We start from the raw sequence: 19,455 nt of genomic DNA on the forward strand, positions 1-19,455 counted from the left end.
GGCCAAAAAATTGGCCCCCAATCCACTGTAAAAAAGGAAGAAAAACGAGCCCGCGACTAATCGGCGATCCGCTTGTCGGCCAGCGCGTTCTGGCAGTCGGCCAGAACCTGCCGGACGAGCCGGGCTTGCGGGTCGAGTTCGTCGGTATCGAGAATTTCTTCAACTGCGTCGCGCGCCCAGTCGGTATCGACGAAGCGCGCGTGGCGCCGCGCGATTTCGACCGCGGTGGCCGACAGTTTCGCGACGCACAGCCAGTCGGCTTCGCGCGCGCGGCGGTCGAGCCACTTGTGCGCGGACTGCACGTGAAACGCCGCGTCGGGCCAGTCTTCGTTCAGATAATAAGCGCCGAGGCTTCCGCATGTGAGCCAGCACAACAGCTCCAGGCGGTCACGGGGACTCAGATGTTGGCGTACATCACTCATGGCGACGCTCGCTGCAGTAAATGGCTTCCCGGTGAGGCCGGCGGGCGCCGTCCTCCGCTTTTTACACACGCTTTTTACAAACATTAGCATGCGGAATTCCCGGGCGGCAATTCCTGACCACCCTTAGCGTGCGGTGCCGCCACAGGTGGGGTTTTCGGGCGGTGCGTCAGCGTGGTGCGCCGGCGATCTGATTGCCCCGGGACGACCCGCCGCAGCCGAAGCGCCGGCGTTTACCGGCTCGCAGCGGTTCCCGGCGCGCTTCAACCTTCGCCGCGCGTCGCGACAATGAAAAACCGCGGAAACGGCAGCAGCACCGTGCCATCGGCGAGCGCCGGGTAGGCTCTGACGATTTCGTCGCGATAGCGTTGCACAAACGCGCCGCGTTCGGCGTCGTCGAGCGCGGCGAGAAACGGCCGCAGCGCGCTGCCCTTGAACCATTCGACCACCGCGTCGGCGCCCGCGAGCGGGTGGTGATAGACCGTGCGCCACACGTCGACGCGCGCGCACAGCGGCTTGAGCAGCGCGTAGTACCAGTTTGCGTCGTAGCGCATGGTGCGCTCGACACCGTTCAGCTTCGTCGCCCAAGGCCCGTCGATGGCGATTTCGCGCAGCAGCCGGTGCGCCGGTTCGTCGAGATTGTCGGGCATCTGCACGGCGAGGCTGCCGCCCCTGGCAAGTTTGGCCACCAGCGCGGGGAACAGCCGCTCGTGGTCCGGCACCCATTGCAGCACCGCGTTCGCGAGGATCACGTCGTAGGGGCCGTGCGCGTCCCACGTCGAAACGTCGCTGATGTCGAAGCGCAATTGCGGCAGCCGCCGACGGGCCGCCGCGATCATGTCGGCGGAGCGGTCGATGCCGCTGACCGACGCGCCCGGTACCCGCTCGGCCAGCACCTCGGTCGAGTTGCCCGGGCCGCAGCCGATGTCGACCGCGAGCCGCGCGCCGTTCAAGGGCACCGCCGCGAGCAGATCGCGGACCGGCCGCGTGCGCTCGTTCTCGAACAGCATGTACTGCTTCGCGTGCCAATCACTATGCTCGTTGGTGGTTTTGTCGGTCATCTTTTGCTCCTTCGCGGGGTTCGTTGCGGCCATTCTCGGCCGCTGACAGACCAGAGTAAAATGAATTTATGATCCCGATTACTTCATTTTTCTAATGAAAATCGACACGCTCGGCGTGCAGGCTTTCGTCGCGATTGCCGATCGCGGCAGCTTCCAGAGCGCGGCGGATTCGCTGCACGTCACGCAAACCGCGATCACGCAGCGGCTGCGCAAGCTCGAAAGCTATCTCGGCGTCACGCTGATCGAGCGCACCACGCGTTCGATGGCGCTCACCGAAATCGGTCGCAATTTTCTGCCGCAGGCGCGTCGGCTGCTCGGCGAGCTGGCGGACGCGCTCGTCGAGATCCGCGAAACGGGCATCGCGCGACGCGGCGACGTGTCGATCGCGTGCGTGCCGACCGTCGGCGTGCAGTATCTGCCGCGCATCCTGCAGGCGTATTCGGCACGCTATCCGCACAATCGCATCAAGATTCTCGATCACGCGTCGTCGGCGGTGGAGGAGGCCGTGTTGCGCAGAGAGGTCGAGTTCGGCATCAACATCGCGCGCGAGCATCATCCCGATCTCGCCACCGTGCCGCTCACCGAAGACCGCTACGTGCTGATCTGCCACGAGGACCATCCACTCGCGAAGCGGCGGCGCATCGCATGGCGGCAGTTGCAGCCGTTCCCGCTGATTTTCGCCGGCGAGGTCAGCGGTAATCGCGCGCTGCTCGACGTCGCGCTGGAATCGAGCGAGCTCGCGCTGCGTTCGTTCTACGAGGTGCAGCGCAGTTCGACCGCCGTCGGACTCGTCGCGCAACGCGTCGGCGCGGCCGTGGTGCCCGCGCTCGCGCTGCAGAACGGCGCGTATCCGAGCGTGCGCACCGTCGAGCTCACGCAGCCCACCGTGTCGCGCACGCTGGTGCTCGTCGCGCGCAAGACCGCGCAGTTGTCACCGGCCGCGCAGGCGCTGTACGACATGATCCGCGAACAGGCGACGCTGAAAACCGGATGACGGCGCGCCGCGCGCAAGGCAAACTGGCTGGCTTCCGAGTTTCATTCCTTCAACCCGTTCGATCCACGCGGTACCCAACGACTCATGCTGCAGATACTCGGCAAGACCACCTCGATCAACGTGCGCAAGGTGTTGTGGACCTGCGCGGAACTTGGGCTTGCGTTCGAACAGGAAGACTGGGGCTTGGGCTTTCGCTCGACCGAGGTCGCCGAATTCCGCGCGCTGAACCCGAACGCGATGGTCCCCGTGATCCGCGACCGCGACTTCGTGTTGTGGGAATCGAACTCGATCATCCGTTACCTCGCGAACCGTTATCGCGGTGACGGGCTGTATCCGGCCGATCCGGTCGAGCGCGCGCGCTGTGATCAATGGATCGACTGGCAGGCGAGCGAATTGAACCGCTCGTGGAGCTACGCGTTTCTCGCGCTCGTGCGGCACTCGCCCGAGCATCTGGACCCGCGCCAGATCGCCGCGTCGTGCGCGAACTGGTCGAAGCATATGGCGATCGTCGAGCAGCAACTTGCGCGCACCGGTGCGTATATCGCGGGCGACGCGTTTTCGCTCGCCGATATTCCGATCGCGCTGTCCGCGAACCGCTGGCTCGAAACGCCGCAGCAGCACGACGATTTGCCGGCGCTGGCCGCTTATATGGCGCGCCTGGCCGGGCGCGACGGGTATCGCAAGCATTGCCGAAACGGCACGCCGTAAGCGTTGAATCGCGCGCTTCTGCAATCTGTCGGTGCTTACAGAATCCGCCTTCAATGCTTACGCTCTGCTTGCGGATTCCCGCGCTCGACGGCTGCTGCGCGGTGCACCCCGCGTCGCCTACAATGGCGGCCATCTAGCGACATTGAAGGTTCAACGATGCGGTTAACGAAATTCGCGCTGGCTTTGCTGGCGGCGTGCTTCACTCTGAACGCGAGCGCCGAAATGACGGCCGCGCAATACAAGCGCTGGGCACACGCCGACAACAACTCGATCTATGCGGCGTACATCACCGGCACGATCAACGCGTTCGGCTGGGCGAATGGCGATCTGGTCGCGAGGAAACAGCCGCAGCTGTTCTGTCCGCCACCAACGCTCGCGATCGGCAACCAGACGGTCTATCCGTTGCTCGATGCGTTCTTCGCGAACCATCCGGGCATTTCCGAGGATTTTCCAATCGGGCTCGCGATTCTGCGCGCGTTGCAGGGCGCGTATCCGTGCTGACGTGTTGAAGGAGTGAGGGGAGGGAGGCGAGGAGGGGCAACCTCAGGGGCGAACTCGCTAAGCGGGCCCGCCCCCCGGTGGATCAAACCTGCACGAGATTCGGAATCTGCACGTCCGGATTGACGTCCGCGTCGTAATCGACGCCCTTCATTTCAAAGCCGAACAGGCGCAGGAAATCGGTCTTGTAGCCCGCGAAATCGGTGAGCTCGTAGATGTTGTCGTTGCTCACCTGGTTCCACAGCTCCTGCACGCGGCCTTGCACCTGCGGATCGAGTTCCTTGTAGTCGGCGCGCAGACGGCCTTCGTCGTCCAGATGCGGCTGGCTGCCATAGAGGCTGTCCTTGTACAGGCCGTAGACCTGCTCGATACAGCCTTCGTGCGTGCCTTTTTCCTTCATCACCTTGAAGAGCAGCGACAGATAGAGCGGCATCATCGGAATTGCCGAGCTTGCCTGCGTGACGACTGCCTTCAGCACCGCGACGCGCGCATCGCCGCCCTTGGCCGCGAGCTTTGAGCGGATGCCGAGCACTTTCTGGTCGAGATCTTTCTTGGCCGCGCCGATCGAGCCGTTCCAGTAGATGTCGTGGGTGATCTTCTCGCCGAGGTAGGTGAACGCGGTGGTCCTGGCGCCGTCGGCGAGCACGCCGGCTTCGCCCAACGCGTCCATCCACATCTGCCAGTCCTCGCCGCCCATCACCGCGACCGTGTGCGCGATTTCTTCCGGCGTCGCCGGTTCGAGGACGGTTTCCTTGATCACTTCCTTGTCGGTGTCGACGCCGCGCAGATTGACAGCCTTGCCGATCGGCTTGAGCACCGAGCTGAACACTTCACCGGTCTTCGGGTGCTGGCGCTTCGGCGCCGCGAGGCTATAGACGACCAGATCGACCTGGCCGAGATCGCGCTTGATCACTTCGATCGTGCGCGCCTTCACTTCGTCGGAGAACGCGTCGCCGTTGATGCTGGTCGCGTACAGGCCTTCGGCGGTGGCGAACTTCTCGAACGCCGCGGTGTTGTACCAGCCGGCCGTGCCAGCCTTGGTTTCGCTGCCGGCGCGCTCGAAGAACACGCCGAGGGTCGACGCGCCCGAGCCGAACGCTGCGCTAATGCGGGCGGCGAGGCCATAGCCGGTCGACGCGCCGATCACGAGCACCTTCTTCGGGCCGTTGGCGATGGGGCCGCGTGCCTTCACATACTCGATCTGTTCCTTGACGTTGGCTTCGCAGCCGGTCGGATGGGTCGATACACAGATGAAGCCACGCACACGTGGTTTGATGATCATGAAGCACCTCTTGTCGGAATTGGCGACATTATAGTGGCCCCGCCGGAGCCGCACTCCATGCCGCGAACGAGGCAAAAACCGGCGCACCCCCCACATCTTGGTACGATTGCGCCTTTCCCAGCCGACGACAGCAAGTGAAGCGCCTCTTTTCCTCCTTTCTGGCGGCCCTCGACAAAGGGCTGACGCTCGCGAACCCGCTGTTCGCGAAGGCCGCATGGCATCTGCGCCATCCGACCCGCCGCACGTTCGCGTGGGGGCTCGCCGCGCTGCCGGTGCTATTCGTACTGTACGTGCTGCTGCTGATTCCGTTCACGCCGAGCATCGGCGACATCCGCAAGGCCAAGATCGAGCAGCCCGCGCAGATCGTGTCGGCGGACGGCAAGCTGCTCGCCGAGTTCAAGCCGTCGAACCGCGAGTGGGTCAAGCTGAAGGACATCTCGCCGAACGTCGTGAACGCGCTGATCGCCACCGAGGATCACCGCTTCTATCAGCATTTCGGGCTCGACTGGCGGCGCACCGCTTCGGCCGCGCTGCACACGTTCTCCGGCGACCGCCAGGGCGGCTCGACGATCACGCAGCAGCTCGCGCGCAATCTGTATCCCGACGAAATCGGCCGCGCGCCGACGTTGACGCGCAAGCTGAAGGAAGCGATCACCGCACTGAAGATCGAGGCGTTCTACACGAAGGACGAGATCCTCGAAACCTACCTGAATACGGTCCCGTTCCTGTACAACGCGTACGGCATCGAGATGGCTGCGCGCACCTATTTCGACAAGTCCGCATCCGACCTGAACGTGCTCGAAGCGGCGACGCTGACCGGCATGCTGAAGGGCAACGCGTACTACAACCCGGTGCTGAACCCCGAGCGCGCCTTGCAGCGGCGCAATACGGTGCTCGCGCAGCTGGTCAAGTACGGCAAGCTGACACCCGCCCAGTACGACACGCTCGCCCGCAAGCCGCTGCGTCTCGACTTCGAGCGCCAGATCGAGCCGCCCGGACCCGCGCCGCACTTCACGCAGCAACTGCGCAAATGGCTCGTCGCGTGGGCCGATCGCAACGACTACAACATCTATTCCGATGGACTCGTCGTGCGCACGACCATCGACTCGCGTCTGCAGACGATGGCGACCCAGGCGGTCACGCTGCAGGGCAATCAGTTGCAGAACATCGCGAACTCCGCGTGGGGCACGCGCGCGGGCTGCTCGGCGGACAAGGACCTGCTGCGCACGTTCCTGCGCGAAACGCCTGACTTCCGCGCGGCCAAAGACACGGGCCTCGCCGACGACGACGCGCTGAAACGCCTGCTCGCCGATCGCAAGCTCGTGCAGAGCGTGTGCGACACGAAGACGCGCGTGCAGGCCGACTTCCTCGCAATGGACCCGCGTACCGGCGAGATCAAGGCGTGGGTCGGCAGCCGCGACTTTGGCGTCGATCCGTTCGATCACGTGCAGCAGGCGCGCCGTCAGCCCGGCTCGACCTTCAAGCCGTTCGTCTACGCGGCGGCCTTCGAGGCCGGCGCGAAGCCGGACGACAAACTGCCGGACAATCCGGTTCAGATCCAACTCGCCGGCGGCGAAATCTGGAAGCCGAACGACGAGGACGAGCCGAGCGGCCGCATGATCAGCCTGCGCGACGCGCTCGCCTATTCGCGCAACCGCATCACCGCGCAGGTGATGGAGTCGGTGGGTCCGAACAGGGTCGCCAGGCTCGCGCGCGCGATGGGTGTGCGCGACAGCCAGCTCGACCCGGTGCCGTCGCTCGCGCTCGGCACGAGCCCGGTCACGCTCAAGGAAATGGTGTCGGCGTACGGCACGATCGCGAACCTCGGCGGCTACGTCGAGCCGCTGATGGTCACGCGCATCGAGGACCGCAACGGCAACCTGCTCGCCGAATTCAAGCCGGCCACGCCGAGTCGCGAGCTGCCCGCCGACACGGCGCGCACGCTCGTCGACGTGATGCGCGACGTGATCAGCCGCGGCACCGGCGCGAGCATCCGCACGCGCTTCGGCGTGCGCGGCGATGTCGCGGGCAAGACCGGCACGACCCAGGGCAACGCGGATGGCTGGTTCATCCTGATGCAGCCGCAACTGGTGGCGGGGGCGTGGGTCGGCTTCAACGACAGCCGCGTGACGCTGCGCAGCGATTACTGGGGGCAGGGTGCGCATAGCGCGCTGCCGATCGTCGGCGATTTCTTCCAGCGCGCGCAGCGCTCGCGGCTCGTCGACAGCCACATGAAGTTCGATACCGCGCAGCAGCCGGGCTGGTTCGCCGAGCGCGCCGAACGCTTGCGCGACTGGATCGGGCACCTGTTCACGCGCACGCCGGCGCAGCCGGACAAGCAGATCGTGGCGCGTGCTCCGGCGCGGCGCGCGCCGGTGGCGTCGGTGCAGCCGCCGACGTCTGCCGTGGCGGCACCGGCGGCGGCGTCAGAGGCAGCGGGTGCGTCCGCGGTGCAGGGCGAAGCGCGCGCGTTGCCGCCGTTGCTGCCGGCGCCGGGGTCGGGGTCGGCTCCCGCGCCGGCGCCGGGTAATACCGTCGACGGTGAAGCGCACGGCGGCGGTGCGGCAGCGCTCGCGCCAACCCCGACGCCGGACGACATCGTGCCGCCCGATGCGGGCGGTCAGGGCACAGAAGGGTCGAATAACGGCAGCGGGGCGAATTGAAGGCGACCCGGGCGGGCTGCCCGGGTGCGTATTGAACGGCGCGTGGGACTAGCGCTAAGACCTCGCGACCCCCGCTTCACCCGGCGGTCGCGCATGCGGATTGCCATGCGTCGTCTCGAGCGACGTGTCGTGATGCAGCAGCAACACCGCCGCCATGCCGATGAGTCCCGCGCCCGACAGGCATAGCAGCCCGGCGCCGAAGCCGCCGGTGCTGTCCTTGATCCAGCCCATCGCGAACGGCCCGAAGAAACCCGCCAGGTTGCCCAGTGAGTTGATCGCGGCGATGCCGCCCGCGGCCGCCGCGCCCGACAGGAACGCGGCCGGCAAGGTCCAGATTACCGGCAGGCAACCGAAGATGCCGAAGCCGGCAATCGATAGCGCGATCATCTTCTGCACCGGATTGTCGAGGCCGGCCGCGGCTGCGATGCCGGCCGCCGCGACGAACAGCGCAATCGCGACGTGCCAGCGGCGTTCGAGGTGGCGATCCGAATGCCGTCCCCACAAAATCATGCTGACGAGGCCGACCACGTACGGCAGCGACGTCACGAAACCCGTCTGCAGATTAGTGAGGCCGAACGACTTCACGATCTGCGGCAGGAAGAAGCTCAGGCCGTAGTTGGTCGCGTTCGCCCCGAAATAGATCAGCGCGATGGCGAGCACGCGCGGATTGATCAGCGCCTCCTTCACGCTGAAGTGGCGCACCGCCTCGCGATGCTCGCGCTCCTGCTTCTGCCGCGCGATCAGCCAGTCGCGCTCCTCGGCGCTGAGCCAGGTGGCGTCGGCGGGCTTGTCGGTCAGATACAACAGCACCGCGACCGACAGCAATACCGCCGGCACCGCCTCGATCAGATACAGCCACTGCCAGCCGCCGAGTCCGCCGCGGCCGTCGAGCGACAGCAGCGCGCCGGAGATCGGGCCGCCGATCACCGTCGACAGCGGAATCGCCGCCATGAAGTAGCCGACCACGCGCCCGCGATACGCGGCCGGAAACCATAAGGTCAGCAGAAAGATGATGCCGGGGAAAAAGCCGGCCTCGGCGACGCCAAGCAGAATGCGCAGGCCGAAAAACACGTGCGCGGGCGAGAGCCCGGTGAAGCGCGCGATGTCCGGGATAAACGCCATCGCGCCCGCGAGAATACCCCACGTAAACATGATCCGCGCGATCCAGCGGCGCGCGCCGAATCGTTCGAGCAGCAGGTTCGACGGCACTTCGAAAAAGAAGTACGCGATAAAGAACACACCCGCGCCGAAGCCGAACGCGCTCGCGGACAGATCGAGCGCCTTGTTCATCTGCAAGGCCGCGAAGCCGACGTTGACGCGATCGAGATAGGCGATGAAATAGCACAGGATCAGGAACGGCACGAGCCGAACCGTGACGCGCTGAAGGGTACGTGCCTCGAGATCCATATATGTCTCCTCCGGTTCGGCGACCGGTGTATGCCGCTATGTGGTGGGGTCCGTCTGCGGTTCGAAATGCCGGTCCGTCGAACAGGCATCGTTACAGACTAGACGCTCAAAAGGGATTCCGGAAGGTCTTTTGTGAACCATGTGGTCCGCTCATTGCCGACGCCGTCGCGGCGTGGCGCTCGCGTCCATTGTTAGGACTCGCGCAACAGTGTTTTCGGTTGTATCGGCTGATCTTGGGCGAACGATTCCGGATAATTGCTGCCTGACTAATCAGTTAAAAATGCAGGTGATCCACGATGTCGAATCAGGGTTCGGACAAGCTCGCTGAGGCGCGCAAAACGGTGCGGGTACCCGAAGTCGCGTCCGTCGCGCGAGCGGAAAGCACGCAAAGGAAGAGGGCGCCGCTGCCCACGCGCATGCGCGCGGTGGCGGCGGTGGCGCTCGCGTGCGCGAGTCTCGTCGGGTGCGCGTCGAGCACGGATGTGGTCGCGAGCGGCAAGCCCGGCAGCTACACGGTCGCCGCCAGCGCGACCGGAGGACGCATGGCCTGGGCGCGCGCGCACGAACTCGCGATGAACGAGGCGCGCGACTACTGCGATCGTCTCGGTATGCAAAGCAGCGTGAATACGGAGACGGTCAGCGGCGTCAGCGCGATGACCGAGCACGGCTCGTCGGTCAGTTTCGAGTGTCATCCGCGGTTCTGACGCAGCGTTGCGCGCGGGCGGCGGGTGCCGCCGCCCCATGACGATCACTTTTTATCGAACGTCACCAGGTGTAACCACTTATCGCGACTCGCGTGGTGACATGCCGCCGGGACGCCGGCAGTCCTCAGTCTTCGCGTGGTTTGGCGTTGGTCGAACGTTTGACGAACGGTGCGCCCGAGAAGCCCACCGTCGCGCGGCCCTGCACGGGTGATGTTTCGCGGGCGCGGCGGGCAGGGCGCGCGGACGTTTTTTCTGTTCGCGCCGTCTCGATCTGCCGCGAAAGCGTGTCGATACGCTCGCGCAACAGGTCGGTCGCCGCCACCCGTTCAGCCAGCAACGCATCCTTTTCCGCAAGCTGCCCGCGGGTCGCGGCATGCCGCGCAGCGGAGGCAGCCAGTTCTGCCTTTGATGCGGCCAACTCGTCCCGAATCGCGTCCCGCTCGGCCCGCGATTCGGCTTCGAGCGTCGCCGCCCGCTCGTGACTCGCCTGGAGCTCCTTGCGCAGACGTTGCGCCGCCGCTCGTTCACCGTCGATTTCGAGCAAGGCGCGCTTTTCCGCCGCGGCGAGCCGCTGCTCGTTCTGCTCGTGCGAGCGGCGCAGCTTCGCGAGTTCGTCGGCGAAATCGCGGCGGGCATCGGCGAGCGCGGCGGCTCCCGCCGCGATTTCTTCCTTCGATGTCGCCAGTTGCGCCGTCAGCATGTCGTTGGCGGTCTGCAGCTCGACGATGCGCGCGTCGAGTCTGGCAATCCGCGCGCGCAGGGTCGCGACATCGTTGGCCGCCTGTTCGGCTTTGTCGACGGCGTCTTGACGCTGCCTGTCGTGTTGCTTGGCCTTTTCTTGCGCGGCGGCGATTTGCGCGTCCGCGTCCTGCCTGAACACGTCGAGCGCGGCGTTCGCGGCGTCGCTCGACAGACGCCACAGCTGGGCCGCCAATTCGCCGGCAGCCGCTGCGACCTCGGGCGGCAAGTCCGGACGGCCGACGTCCACACGCGTCTTGTCGCGCACGTCGGTCCAGAAATCGCGCAACGCCTTGGCCGGCGCGCTCATGCTGCCTTTGCGCACCAGCTGGTACAGGCGGTTCGCGGTCGGTGTTTCGCCGTAACGGAAAAACAGCAACGCGCAGACCTCGCGATAAAGCGTCTGCGTGTCGGACGCGTTTTGACGGACGACTTCGATGTCGGCTTCGAGGGTCATGTGGAAGCGGCTTTGGGGAATATGGATGTGTTGATAATACAACGTAAAACGCACCATATACTACACAATTCAATCTTAAACACGACATTAGTACTATAATGTCGTGTTTAAGATTTGGCTGCGAGTTGTCGATCGTTAGCGTCCGTCTGTTTGCACAATTTTGTTACCGACAGCTGGAAAGAGTCCGCGAAGCCTTGGCGAAGTACCAGCTTCTGGACGCGCAATCGTCGCCATTGGCACAGGCCCAGGCGGACCTCGAATTTCACGACACAATTCTGGTGGCAGCAGGCAGCCATATATTGACGACGATCACGCGACAGGTACTGGCGGTCACCATCACCCACCGGTCACGATACGCGTACACGCCTGAACAACTGAAGCAGGCGCAAACTCAGCACGAGTCAATATTCAATGCGATCAGCACTGGCGACTATGCGTTGGCCAAGTGGCTGATGGCCGAGCACGTGAACAAGTCTAGCGATCTGGCTGCTCAACATCTTTCGTCGTTCGCGTAGTCTTGTGCGACCCCACGGGGAACACCACGTTCTCCCGTGGCTCTGCGGTAGTCTCGCCCTGGGCGCTCCCTCATCTGCGCAGTACGCAGCGGGATGCATCCGACAGCAGCAATCCGGCTAACCCGAACTTTGGCCCCTCAGACAGCCGGAACCGGGGTGATCGCCCTTTTCCTGCAGTTTGATACGGTTAATCAGCGCGGGTTGCAGCTGATCCGCCTGGTCTCATTGCGGTCATCCGAGCCATCGTCGTACAGTTCGTATTCGTCAGCGCATCCCGTCTTGAACGCACGTACGCGCGGTGCGAAGGTGTAGCCATCGTAACGACGGAGCAATGCGATGGAGAACACCAGCGCTCAGCGCGACAAAGGACGCGGCGAATGCGCGCACGCATGCGCACCCAGCGCGGTGGCCGCTTCATCTTCCGGCTCCGCGGACAGATCCCGCTTGAAAGTCTCGGCGAGGAAAAACGCGCACACCAGGCTCAGCAACCCCGTCGCCGCGATATAGATCGAAATGGGCAGCGTCTGGCCATACGTGGCGAACAGATAAGTGGCGATCAATGGCGTCGGCCCTGACGTGATGATGCCGGCGATCTGATACGGCAGCGACGCACCCGTATAGCGCACCCGCGTACCGAACAGCTCCGCAAACCACGTCGATTGCACGCCGTACACGGACGCCTGGCTTAACGCGATACCGCAGACGTACGCCACGAGAATCAAGGTCGGATTGCGTGTCTCGAGCAACGGAAAGAACGCGAATCCGTAGATCGCCACGAACACCGCCCCGAACATGAAGACGGTCCGGCGTCCGATCAGATCCGACAGTTTGCCGAACAATGGCAGCGTGATCAGCGCGAAGGCGCAGCCGAGAATGATGGCGTTCAGCAGGAGTCCGCGCGGCAGGCCGAGCCGCGTCGTGCCATAGACCAGCACGAACACATTGATCACGTTGAAGGTGATGTCGACCGCGAAGCGCGTGCCGATCGTCAGCACGAGGTCTTTCGGATGCCGGCGCAGCAATTCGATCAGCGGCGCCTTGACGACCTGCTTGCTCGCCTTGATCTGTTCGAATACCGGCGATTCCATGACGCGCAGCCGGATAAACAGGCCGATCGCGATCAGCGCGACGCTCAGCAGGAACGGCAGGCGCCATCCCCAGGTATAGAACGCGTCCGACGGCAGACTCGACACGGCTTTGAACACCGCGGTCGAGAGCATCAGCCCGAGCGGCACGCCCAATTGCGGGAACGCGCCGAAGAAGCCACGCTTGCTGGCCGGCGCCGTTTCTACCACCATCAGCACCGCGCCGCCCCATTCGCCGCCCACGCCAAGCCCTTGCAGAAAGCGCATCGCCACCAGCAGGATCGGCGCCCAGACGCCGATCGAGGCGTAAGTCGGCAGCAGCCCGATCACGAAGGTGCCGACGCCCATGATCGTCAGCGTCGCGACGAGCGTCGCCTTGCGTCCGATGCGGTCGCCAAAGTGCCCGAAAAACACCGCGCCGAAAGGCCGTGCGAGATAGCCGACCGCAAAACTCCCGAACGCCGCAATGGTGCCGACCACCGGATCGAACGAGGGGAAGAACAGCCTGGCGAAGACCAGCGCCGAAGCGGTGGCATAGAGAAAAAAGTCGTACCACTCGATGGCGGTCCCGACCACCGAAGCGACCAGCACACGGTTGACGGCCGAGCGGCTGATAACCGGCGCGTTGCCGGATGAAACGGGCGATGTGTTCATGTCTCCTCCCTTCTCTGGGAATCTATGTTTTGAACTGCTGCGTGTCGGCGGCGCGGGTCCGCCGGCACGTTACGATAAATTCACTGTGCTCACCAGTGCAGTTCCATCGGGAACTGGTCAAGCGTTTCGACGCCGCCCGAGGTCAACCGCACGATACGTTCCGTGCGCAAACCGCCGACGTTCGGCACCGTAATGGTCGCCTTCAGGGTAAAGACCATGTTTTCCTGCAGCACGGTCCTGTTGCCCGGCCCGATCCACGGCGCTTCTTCTTCCGGGTCCATGCCGGTGCCGTGACCGGTGCCATGGCCGCGCGCTTCGCTCGAGTATTGCTCGTAGTTCGATTTCACCAGCGCCTGCTGGATCACCGCATTCAGTTCCATGGCCGCCATGCCGGGACGCGCGGCGGCAAGCCCCGCTTCGACCGCGCGCGCCGCTGCCGCGACGATCGCCATCTTCTCGGGATTCGCCGGACCGTAGGTAAAACCGCGTCCGCCATCGGCCACGTACCCACGATAACGCGCGCCGATGTCGGTCATGATCAGGTCGCCCGGTTGCAGGATGCGGTCGGTGGGGCGCGCCAGGTTATACGCCGAGCGCGGACCGGATTGCACCATCGAATCAAACGCGGTCCGGTCTGCTCCTCCCGCGAGCATCGCGCGGTCAGCGATCAGAGCGAGTTCACGCTCGGTGTAGGGACGGCGGTCGGCGAGCGCGTCGCGAATCGCTGCCATCGCCGAATCGGTCAAGGCGGCGGCTTTGCGCATCAGTGCGACTTCGGCGTCGCTCTTGATCGCCTTGATTTCGGCCAGCACCATCGTCGGTTCGAGCTTCAATTCGTTGAGACCGGCGTTCAGGCGCTGCAACAGGTCCGCGGGGATATAGGCGGCGCCGGCGAGGCCGACCGTGCCGCTGCGATGCCGCGCCGAAAATGCCTGCACCTGTTGCGTGACTTCACGCAGGCTGCGCACTTCGAAGGCGGTCACGCTCGTCGCGTAGTCGAAGCATTGATCCGACACGAACAGCACGGGGTCGCCGTCCACGGGCAGCAGCAGGATCGCGTTGGCAATGTCCGATACGCCGTCGAGCGGGCGGAATTCGGTAAAGTAGCCGATGTTCGCGCCACGCCAGCAATCGCCGAAGGCAAGCAGGCCGACCAGCCCCGCCTTGTCGAGTGCGCTGCGGACCTTGGCGACGCGGCCGAGGAACTCGTCGGTGGTGATGCCTTCCGGCGGGATGTCTGTGGTACGAGTGTTCATTACTTCTTCGTCTCCTGTGTGGCTGCAGGATGCAGCCCGCCTCAATGCCCATGAAGGGAATTCGCCCCGCCTTGGAATGCAGGCCGTCCTCTGCATAGTAGAATCGACCGATATGCTTTGATAATGAAAAATAACGCAAAACCTATATCGATACGGAATACATGGAGGCGACATCGTGACCTCGGCAATTCATCCGGACACCGGCGCAGGGGCCATCGCGACGAGCCGCTTCGACCCCACGCGTCTGAAGACACGTCAATTGGCCCTGATCATTCAGCTCGATACCCATCGCTCGGTATTGCGGGCGGCGAACGCCGCGCACATGACGCAGCCCGGGGCGACCAAGTTGCTGCGTGAACTGGAAGAGACGATGGGTGTGGAGCTGTTCGAACGGCATCCGCGCGGTGTCGAGCCCACCTGGTACGGCGAGGTGCTGATCCGCCATGCACGCAGCGTGCTGGCGGAGTTGCGGCACGCGTACGACGAAGTGTCAGCGCTCAAAGCCGGCCTGACCGGGCAGGCGATGATCGGCACCGAGGTCACGGCGGCCACCAACCTCGTGCCTCAAGCGGTGGCGCTGCTCAAGAAGCGCTTCCCGCAGATTCGCGTCAACATCGAGATGGAGTTCAGCGAGGTGCTGGTGCAGCGTCTGCAGGAAGGCAAGCTGGATATGATCGTCGCGCGAATCCGCAATCCGGACGACCTTGCGGAGCTGCACTATGCGCCGCTCGCAGAAGCACAGCACGCGCTGTTCGCACGCGTTGGCCATCCGCTCGTCAAGCGCAAGGCGCTGAGCTGGGACGAACTGGCGCCGCAAACGTGGATCTTGCCGCCAAAAGGCAACGTCATGCGCAATCAGTTCACGCAACTGTTTCTCGAACGGAAGCTCGCGTTGCCGACGGATGTGGTCGAGAGCTCGTCGCTGCCTGTCATCACGAGTCTGCTGCAAATGAGCGATATGATCGCGCCGCTTGCGCGCGAGCCGGTGCGGCCTTATTGCATTGCCGGTGCGCTCGAACCGCTACCGTTCGAACTCGATCTGAAGCTCGGACCGGCGGGCATCGTCACACGGCGCGGCGACAGGCTCTCGCCGGGCGCGCGGGCGATGCTGCAAGCGCTGCGCGAGGCCGCCGGATTCGACACCCAAGGCCCCGACGCCGACAGCGATTGACTTACCGCAACGGGACTCAGCGCGCGCCGTCCACCGCGACCCTTGCGCCGGGTTGTAGTAACCATTCATGAGCCGGCTCGTTATGTACGTGCCAGGCGCGGCGCGGGCCGGCCATCACGTTCAGGTAGTAGAGGTCATAGCCGTGCGCGGCGGCAACCGGGTGATAGCCGCGCGGCACCAGCACGACATGCTTGTCGTACGCCGCGAGCGTTTCGTCGAGACTGCGGTCGTCGGTATAGACGCGCTGAATCGCGAAGCCCTGCGGCGGCGAGACCCGGTGGTAATAGGTTTCCTCGAGATAGGTCTGCTGCTCGCCATTGTCGGTATCATGCCGATGCGGCGGGTAGCTCGACCAGTTGCCCGCCGGCGTCACCGATTCCACCACCAGCAAGCTCTCCGCCGGCTCGGTTTCCGGAAGGATGTGGCGCACGTGACGCAGATTGGCGCCAGCGCCACGGGTTTCCTGCCTGACCTCGTCAGGTGCAATGAAGCGCGGCGGCAGGCCACCCTTCGCGGGCGCGGAACAGATGCCGAGTTCGACGTCGTGCGTGGCCACGACCGTGTAGCGCGTATGCGGCGGCACATACATGGACCACGGCGCGCCATCGAACGGCGATATCCGTGCGCCGATCGCGCGGCTCGCGAGCCCTTCGCATCCGACTATTGCGCGCCCCCTGACAAGCACGACCACGACTTCGCGATCGCCCGTCTCCCGCGTAAGCCTGGCGCCGGCGTTCAGGTCGAAAACGTCGAAGCCGACGTATTTCCAGCCGGCGCTCGCCGGCGTGATATGGATGATCTGGCCGTCTTCGGCATGCTTTGACGGTCTGACGAGCAGGTCGCTCATGTCTTCCTCCCGTTATTTAGGGCTGCTACTCTGTCTGCAGAACGTGGCGGTCGCTGCGGCTACGTGCATGGCCGTGAAGCGGTACAAGCGCCCATGGCTTTGACGACGCCTTGTGCGCGAATCGCCGCCAGATGGCGTGCGACCTGCGTGACGAAGCGCGGCTGTGCGCGCAGATCGCATCCGAAAATCGACTCGATTTCGAACAGTGTTTGTACCGCATCGATGGCATCCGCGTGCAAGGTCGAGCGGACCGCCTCGGCCAGTGTGTCGGCGAGCGGGTCCGCGATGGCGTAGGTGCGGCCCGTCTCGTCCTGACCGCTGAGGTACGCGATCCAGCCGGCCAACACAAATGCGAGACGTTCGGTCGGCGCGCCGCTTTTCAGGTTGGCGCGCACGCTTTCCAGCCAGCGCTGCGGCAGTTTCTGCGAGCCGTCGGTCGCGATCTGTTGCAAGCGGTGATCGAGCGCAGTGTTGCGAAAACGCGTGAACAGTTCAGCGCGATAGCTGGCCAAAGCGGGGCGCGACAGCGTCGGCTCCACCTCGTCGCGCAACATGTTTTCGACAAAGTTCCGCACGGCCGGCGCCGCGATCGCCTGATCGACGGTGTCGTAGCCGATCAGCGACCCGAGGTACGCGAGCGCCGAATGCGCGCCGTTCAACATCCGCAATTTGGCCTGCTCATAGGGACGCGCGTCACCCACGAGCGTCGCGCCTGCGCGCTCCCACGCCGGCCGCGGCCCCGCGAAGCGGTCCTCGATCACCCATTGCGAAAACGGCTCGGTCATCACCGGCCACGCATCGTCGGCACCAAGTTGCTTCGCCACGTGCATGCGATCGGCGTCGGTGGTGAGCGGCACGATCCGATCTACCATCGTGTTGGGAAACGCGCCCTCTCGCTCGATCCAGTCGGCCAGCACAGGATCCGCTTCGCGCGCGAACGCCAGCGTCAACGCGCGCATCGTGCCGCCGTTGGACGGCAGGTTGTCGCACGACAGCACGGTAAACGGGCCCAAACCGGCCGCGCGGCGCAGCGCCAGCGCGCGCACGACGAAGCCGATCGCGCTACGCGGCGCGGCGGCCTCGCGCAGATCATGAACAATCTCGGGATGATCGAACTGCAACGCGCCGCTGGCCGGATTGCGGCAATAGCCTTTCTCGGTGATCGTCAGGCTGACGATATGGCAGCGCGGATCGCTCATCGCATCGAGCACGGCGGCGGGCGACTGCGGCGCGACCAGCGAAGCGATCAGCGCACCGACCACCTGGAACGAATCCGCATCGCCGTTTCGCACATTCACGGTATACAGATGGTCCTGCGCAGTGAGCGCCTCCGACGTGTCCGCACGCCGCAACGAAACGCCGACGATGCCCCAGCGCTGATCGCCAGCGCGCAATGTGTGCTCGGTGTACACCGCCTGGTGCGCGCGATGAAACGCCCCGAGGCCCAGATGGACGATGCCCGGTGCAAGGCTCGTGCGATCGTAGGCGGGAACGACGACTTCGCCAGCGGCGCGCGGCGCGAGCGAAGCCACGACGGCATTACTCAGCCGCATGATAGGCCGGATGTTTGGCGAGGCCTTCCCAGATGCCGTTCAGGTAGACCGCACCCAGCGCGCGATCGAACAGCCCATAGCCGGCGCGGCCCGTTTCGCCCCAGATCATTCGCCCATGGTCCGGCCTTGCATAGCCTTCAAAGCCGGTTTCGAAATAGGCTTTGACGATTTCCGCCATGTCGAGCGAGCCGTCGGCCGAACGATGCGAGGTCTCATGAAAGTCGCCTGCGGCATTGGTTTGCACGTTACGCAGGTGCGCGAAATGAATCCGGCCACGCGCGCCGAACTCGCGCACCAATGCCGGAATATCGTTCTGCTGGTCCGCGCCTAGCGAACCGGAACACAGTGTCAGGCCGTTGGCGGAATCGTCGACGATCGCCAGCACGCGCTGCAGGTCAGCGCGATTCTTCACGATGCGCGGCAGGCCGAAAATCGGACGCGGCGGATCGTCGGGGTGGATCGCCATCTTGAGGCCGGCTTCTTTGGCCACCGGAATGATCGCGCGCAGGAAGTAGTCGAGATTGGCCCAGAGATCGGCTTCGTCTAGCGCTTCGTAGTCGCGCAGCAGGACTTTCAACTGTTCGGGCCGATAGCTCGCGTCCCAGCCGGGCAACTGGATACCCTGGCTGACGTCGAGCTCGCGGATCGCTTGCGTGTCGAACGCGAGCGTCGTCGAGCCATCGGGCAGGTGCATTTCCAGCGAGGTGCGGGTCCAGTCGAAAACCGGCATGAAGTTGTAGCAGACCACCTTCACGCCGCAGGCGCCGAGGTTACGCAATGTCTCGCCATAGTTGGCGATGAGCCTCTCGCGCGTCGGTCGGCCCAGCTTGATGTCCTCGTGCACCGGCACGCTTTCGATCACTTCCAGTGTCAGCCCGTGAGCCTCTATCTTCTGCTTCAGCGACAGGATCCTGTCGATCGGCCACACCTCGCCCACAGGCACGTCATAGATCGCCGAGACGACCCCGACCATGCCGGGGATCTGGCGGATATAAGCGAGCGGCACAGGGTCCGCGTCGCCATACCAGCGGAAGGTCATTTTCACGATCGAGTCGCCTCCTCGTACGCTCGCCTCGCCTTCGACGCAGGCAGCGCATCAATGAATGGTCGGTTCGGCCCTTCCGTATTGGCCCACGGCGGCGAGGCGGCGTCTGGACGCCTTGCGCCTGGGTTCACGCGTCGGGGCGCAGCCAGGAGTCTGCATACTAGCGGGGATCGATATGCCTTTATAATGAAGAATAACGCTTGATCTATACCATTATGGAATACATGAGGCTGCGCGGTTGCCGCTCGCCTGCTGCCAGAAACAGTACGCGCGACTCGTTCAAGCCATCTGCAGCCTGCCAGTTCTACTCGTTGGTGACGTACGCTATCCTCATCATGTCGTCTTTGTACGACTCAACCGCCTTACCGCGACAGCCCCCCTGATCGAACGGCGCAAGG

General features: G+C 64.4%; 17 protein-coding genes. 7 read left to right on the forward strand and 10 right to left on the reverse strand.

Translation table 11 applies throughout. The features are described 5' to 3' along the window. Nucleotides 1-56: 56 nt before the first annotated feature. Together OKW26_RS25065 and tam are read right to left on the reverse strand one after the other, a co-directional pair. Nucleotides 57-422, reverse strand: coding sequence for a hypothetical protein (locus OKW26_RS25065; RefSeq protein ID WP_184074050.1), 366 nt, complete (start codon nucleotides 420-422; stop codon nucleotides 57-59). A 260-nt stretch (nucleotides 423-682) separates the two neighbouring features. Next, nucleotides 683-1,480, reverse strand: a complete 798-nt coding sequence (tam, locus tag OKW26_RS25070) for a trans-aconitate 2-methyltransferase (protein WP_429355546.1) — start codon at nucleotides 1,478-1,480, stop codon at nucleotides 683-685. 94 nt (nucleotides 1,481-1,574) lie between these two features. Between tam and OKW26_RS25075 the strand changes: the two genes are divergently transcribed. The 3 genes from OKW26_RS25075 (at nucleotide 1,575) to OKW26_RS25085 (ending at nucleotide 3,683) form a co-directional block, all read left to right on the forward strand. Further along, nucleotides 1,575-2,474: a LysR family transcriptional regulator gene (locus OKW26_RS25075; protein ID WP_090804878.1), complete on the forward strand. Its 900-nt coding sequence runs from the start codon at nucleotides 1,575-1,577 to the stop codon at nucleotides 2,472-2,474. Nucleotides 2,475-2,558: 84 nt separating this feature from the next. Beyond that, on the forward strand, nucleotides 2,559-3,182 hold the full coding sequence (locus OKW26_RS25080) for a glutathione S-transferase family protein (RefSeq protein WP_429355547.1): 624 nt from the start codon (nucleotides 2,559-2,561) through the stop codon (nucleotides 3,180-3,182). Between the two features lie 156 nt (nucleotides 3,183-3,338). Beyond that, entirely contained in the window at nucleotides 3,339-3,683 is a 345-nt protein-coding gene (locus tag OKW26_RS25085) for a hypothetical protein (RefSeq protein WP_090804882.1), read from the forward strand. An 82-nt stretch (nucleotides 3,684-3,765) separates the two neighbouring features. On the opposite strand, the gene fabV is transcribed toward OKW26_RS25085, so the two are convergent. Then, complete coding sequence (fabV, locus tag OKW26_RS25090) at nucleotides 3,766-4,962, reverse strand: enoyl-ACP reductase FabV (protein ID WP_429355548.1); 1,197 nt, start codon at nucleotides 4,960-4,962, stop codon at nucleotides 3,766-3,768. A 134-nt stretch (nucleotides 4,963-5,096) separates the two neighbouring features. Here fabV and OKW26_RS25095 point away from each other — a divergent pair, with 134 nt between their 5' ends. Beyond that, nucleotides 5,097-7,625 (forward strand): penicillin-binding protein 1A, encoded by a 2,529-nt coding sequence (locus OKW26_RS25095; RefSeq protein ID WP_429355549.1) that lies wholly within the window; start codon nucleotides 5,097-5,099, stop codon nucleotides 7,623-7,625. Nucleotides 7,626-7,679: 54 nt separating this feature from the next. Here OKW26_RS25095 and OKW26_RS25100 read toward each other — a convergent pair whose 3' ends face one another. Then, on the reverse strand, nucleotides 7,680-9,032 hold the full coding sequence (locus OKW26_RS25100; protein WP_429355550.1) for an MFS transporter: 1,353 nt from the start codon (nucleotides 9,030-9,032) through the stop codon (nucleotides 7,680-7,682). A 296-nt stretch (nucleotides 9,033-9,328) separates the two neighbouring features. On the opposite strand from OKW26_RS25100, the gene OKW26_RS25105 reads away from it, so the two are divergent. Continuing rightward, a complete protein-coding gene (locus OKW26_RS25105; protein WP_429355551.1) occupies nucleotides 9,329-9,736 on the forward strand; it encodes a hypothetical protein in 408 nt (135 codons plus the stop codon). Nucleotides 9,737-9,860: 124 nt separating this feature from the next. On the opposite strand, the gene OKW26_RS25110 is transcribed toward OKW26_RS25105, so the two are convergent. Continuing rightward, nucleotides 9,861-10,931: a DNA-binding protein gene (locus OKW26_RS25110; protein ID WP_429355552.1), complete on the reverse strand. Its 1,071-nt coding sequence runs from the start codon at nucleotides 10,929-10,931 to the stop codon at nucleotides 9,861-9,863. A gap of 98 nt (nucleotides 10,932-11,029) precedes the next feature. Here OKW26_RS25110 and OKW26_RS25115 point away from each other — a divergent pair, with 98 nt between their 5' ends. After that, nucleotides 11,030-11,446: a FadR/GntR family transcriptional regulator gene (locus OKW26_RS25115; RefSeq protein ID WP_184066511.1), complete on the forward strand. Its 417-nt coding sequence runs from the start codon at nucleotides 11,030-11,032 to the stop codon at nucleotides 11,444-11,446. A 353-nt stretch (nucleotides 11,447-11,799) separates the two neighbouring features. Here OKW26_RS25115 and OKW26_RS25120 read toward each other — a convergent pair whose 3' ends face one another. Continuing rightward, entirely contained in the window at nucleotides 11,800-13,185 is a 1,386-nt protein-coding gene (locus OKW26_RS25120; protein WP_090812492.1) for an MFS transporter, read from the reverse strand. Nucleotides 13,186-13,274: 89 nt separating this feature from the next. Further along, nucleotides 13,275-14,441 (reverse strand): M24 family metallopeptidase, encoded by a 1,167-nt coding sequence (locus tag OKW26_RS25125; RefSeq protein ID WP_429355553.1) that lies wholly within the window; start codon nucleotides 14,439-14,441, stop codon nucleotides 13,275-13,277. A gap of 175 nt (nucleotides 14,442-14,616) precedes the next feature. On the opposite strand from OKW26_RS25125, the gene OKW26_RS25130 reads away from it, so the two are divergent. Beyond that, nucleotides 14,617-15,612 carry a LysR substrate-binding domain-containing protein gene (locus tag OKW26_RS25130; RefSeq protein WP_184066505.1) on the forward strand — a complete coding sequence of 332 codons (996 nt, stop codon included), beginning with the start codon at nucleotides 14,617-14,619 and terminating at the stop codon, nucleotides 15,610-15,612. A 16-nt stretch (nucleotides 15,613-15,628) separates the two neighbouring features. On the opposite strand, the gene iolB is transcribed toward OKW26_RS25130, so the two are convergent. The 3 genes from iolB to uxuA are packed head-to-tail and all read right to left on the reverse strand — an operon-like array spanning nucleotide 15,629 to nucleotide 19,057. Then, on the reverse strand, nucleotides 15,629-16,459 hold the full coding sequence (gene iolB / locus OKW26_RS25135) for a 5-deoxy-glucuronate isomerase (RefSeq protein ID WP_429355554.1): 831 nt from the start codon (nucleotides 16,457-16,459) through the stop codon (nucleotides 15,629-15,631). A gap of 59 nt (nucleotides 16,460-16,518) precedes the next feature. Continuing rightward, the gene (locus OKW26_RS25140; protein ID WP_184066499.1) at nucleotides 16,519-18,012 is read right to left on the reverse strand and encodes a mannitol dehydrogenase family protein; all 1,494 of its coding nucleotides are present in this window, start codon (nucleotides 18,010-18,012) and stop codon (nucleotides 16,519-16,521) included. Further along, entirely contained in the window at nucleotides 17,999-19,057 is a 1,059-nt protein-coding gene (uxuA, locus tag OKW26_RS25145) for a mannonate dehydratase (protein ID WP_311734902.1), read from the reverse strand. Before uxuA ends, OKW26_RS25140 begins: the two co-directional genes overlap by 14 nt. Nucleotides 19,058-19,455: the final 398 nt, after the last annotated feature.

Source organism: Paraburkholderia sp. 32, from assembly GCF_050435345.1.
GTDB classification, from domain to species: Bacteria; Pseudomonadota; Gammaproteobacteria; order Burkholderiales; family Burkholderiaceae; genus Paraburkholderia; species Paraburkholderia tuberum.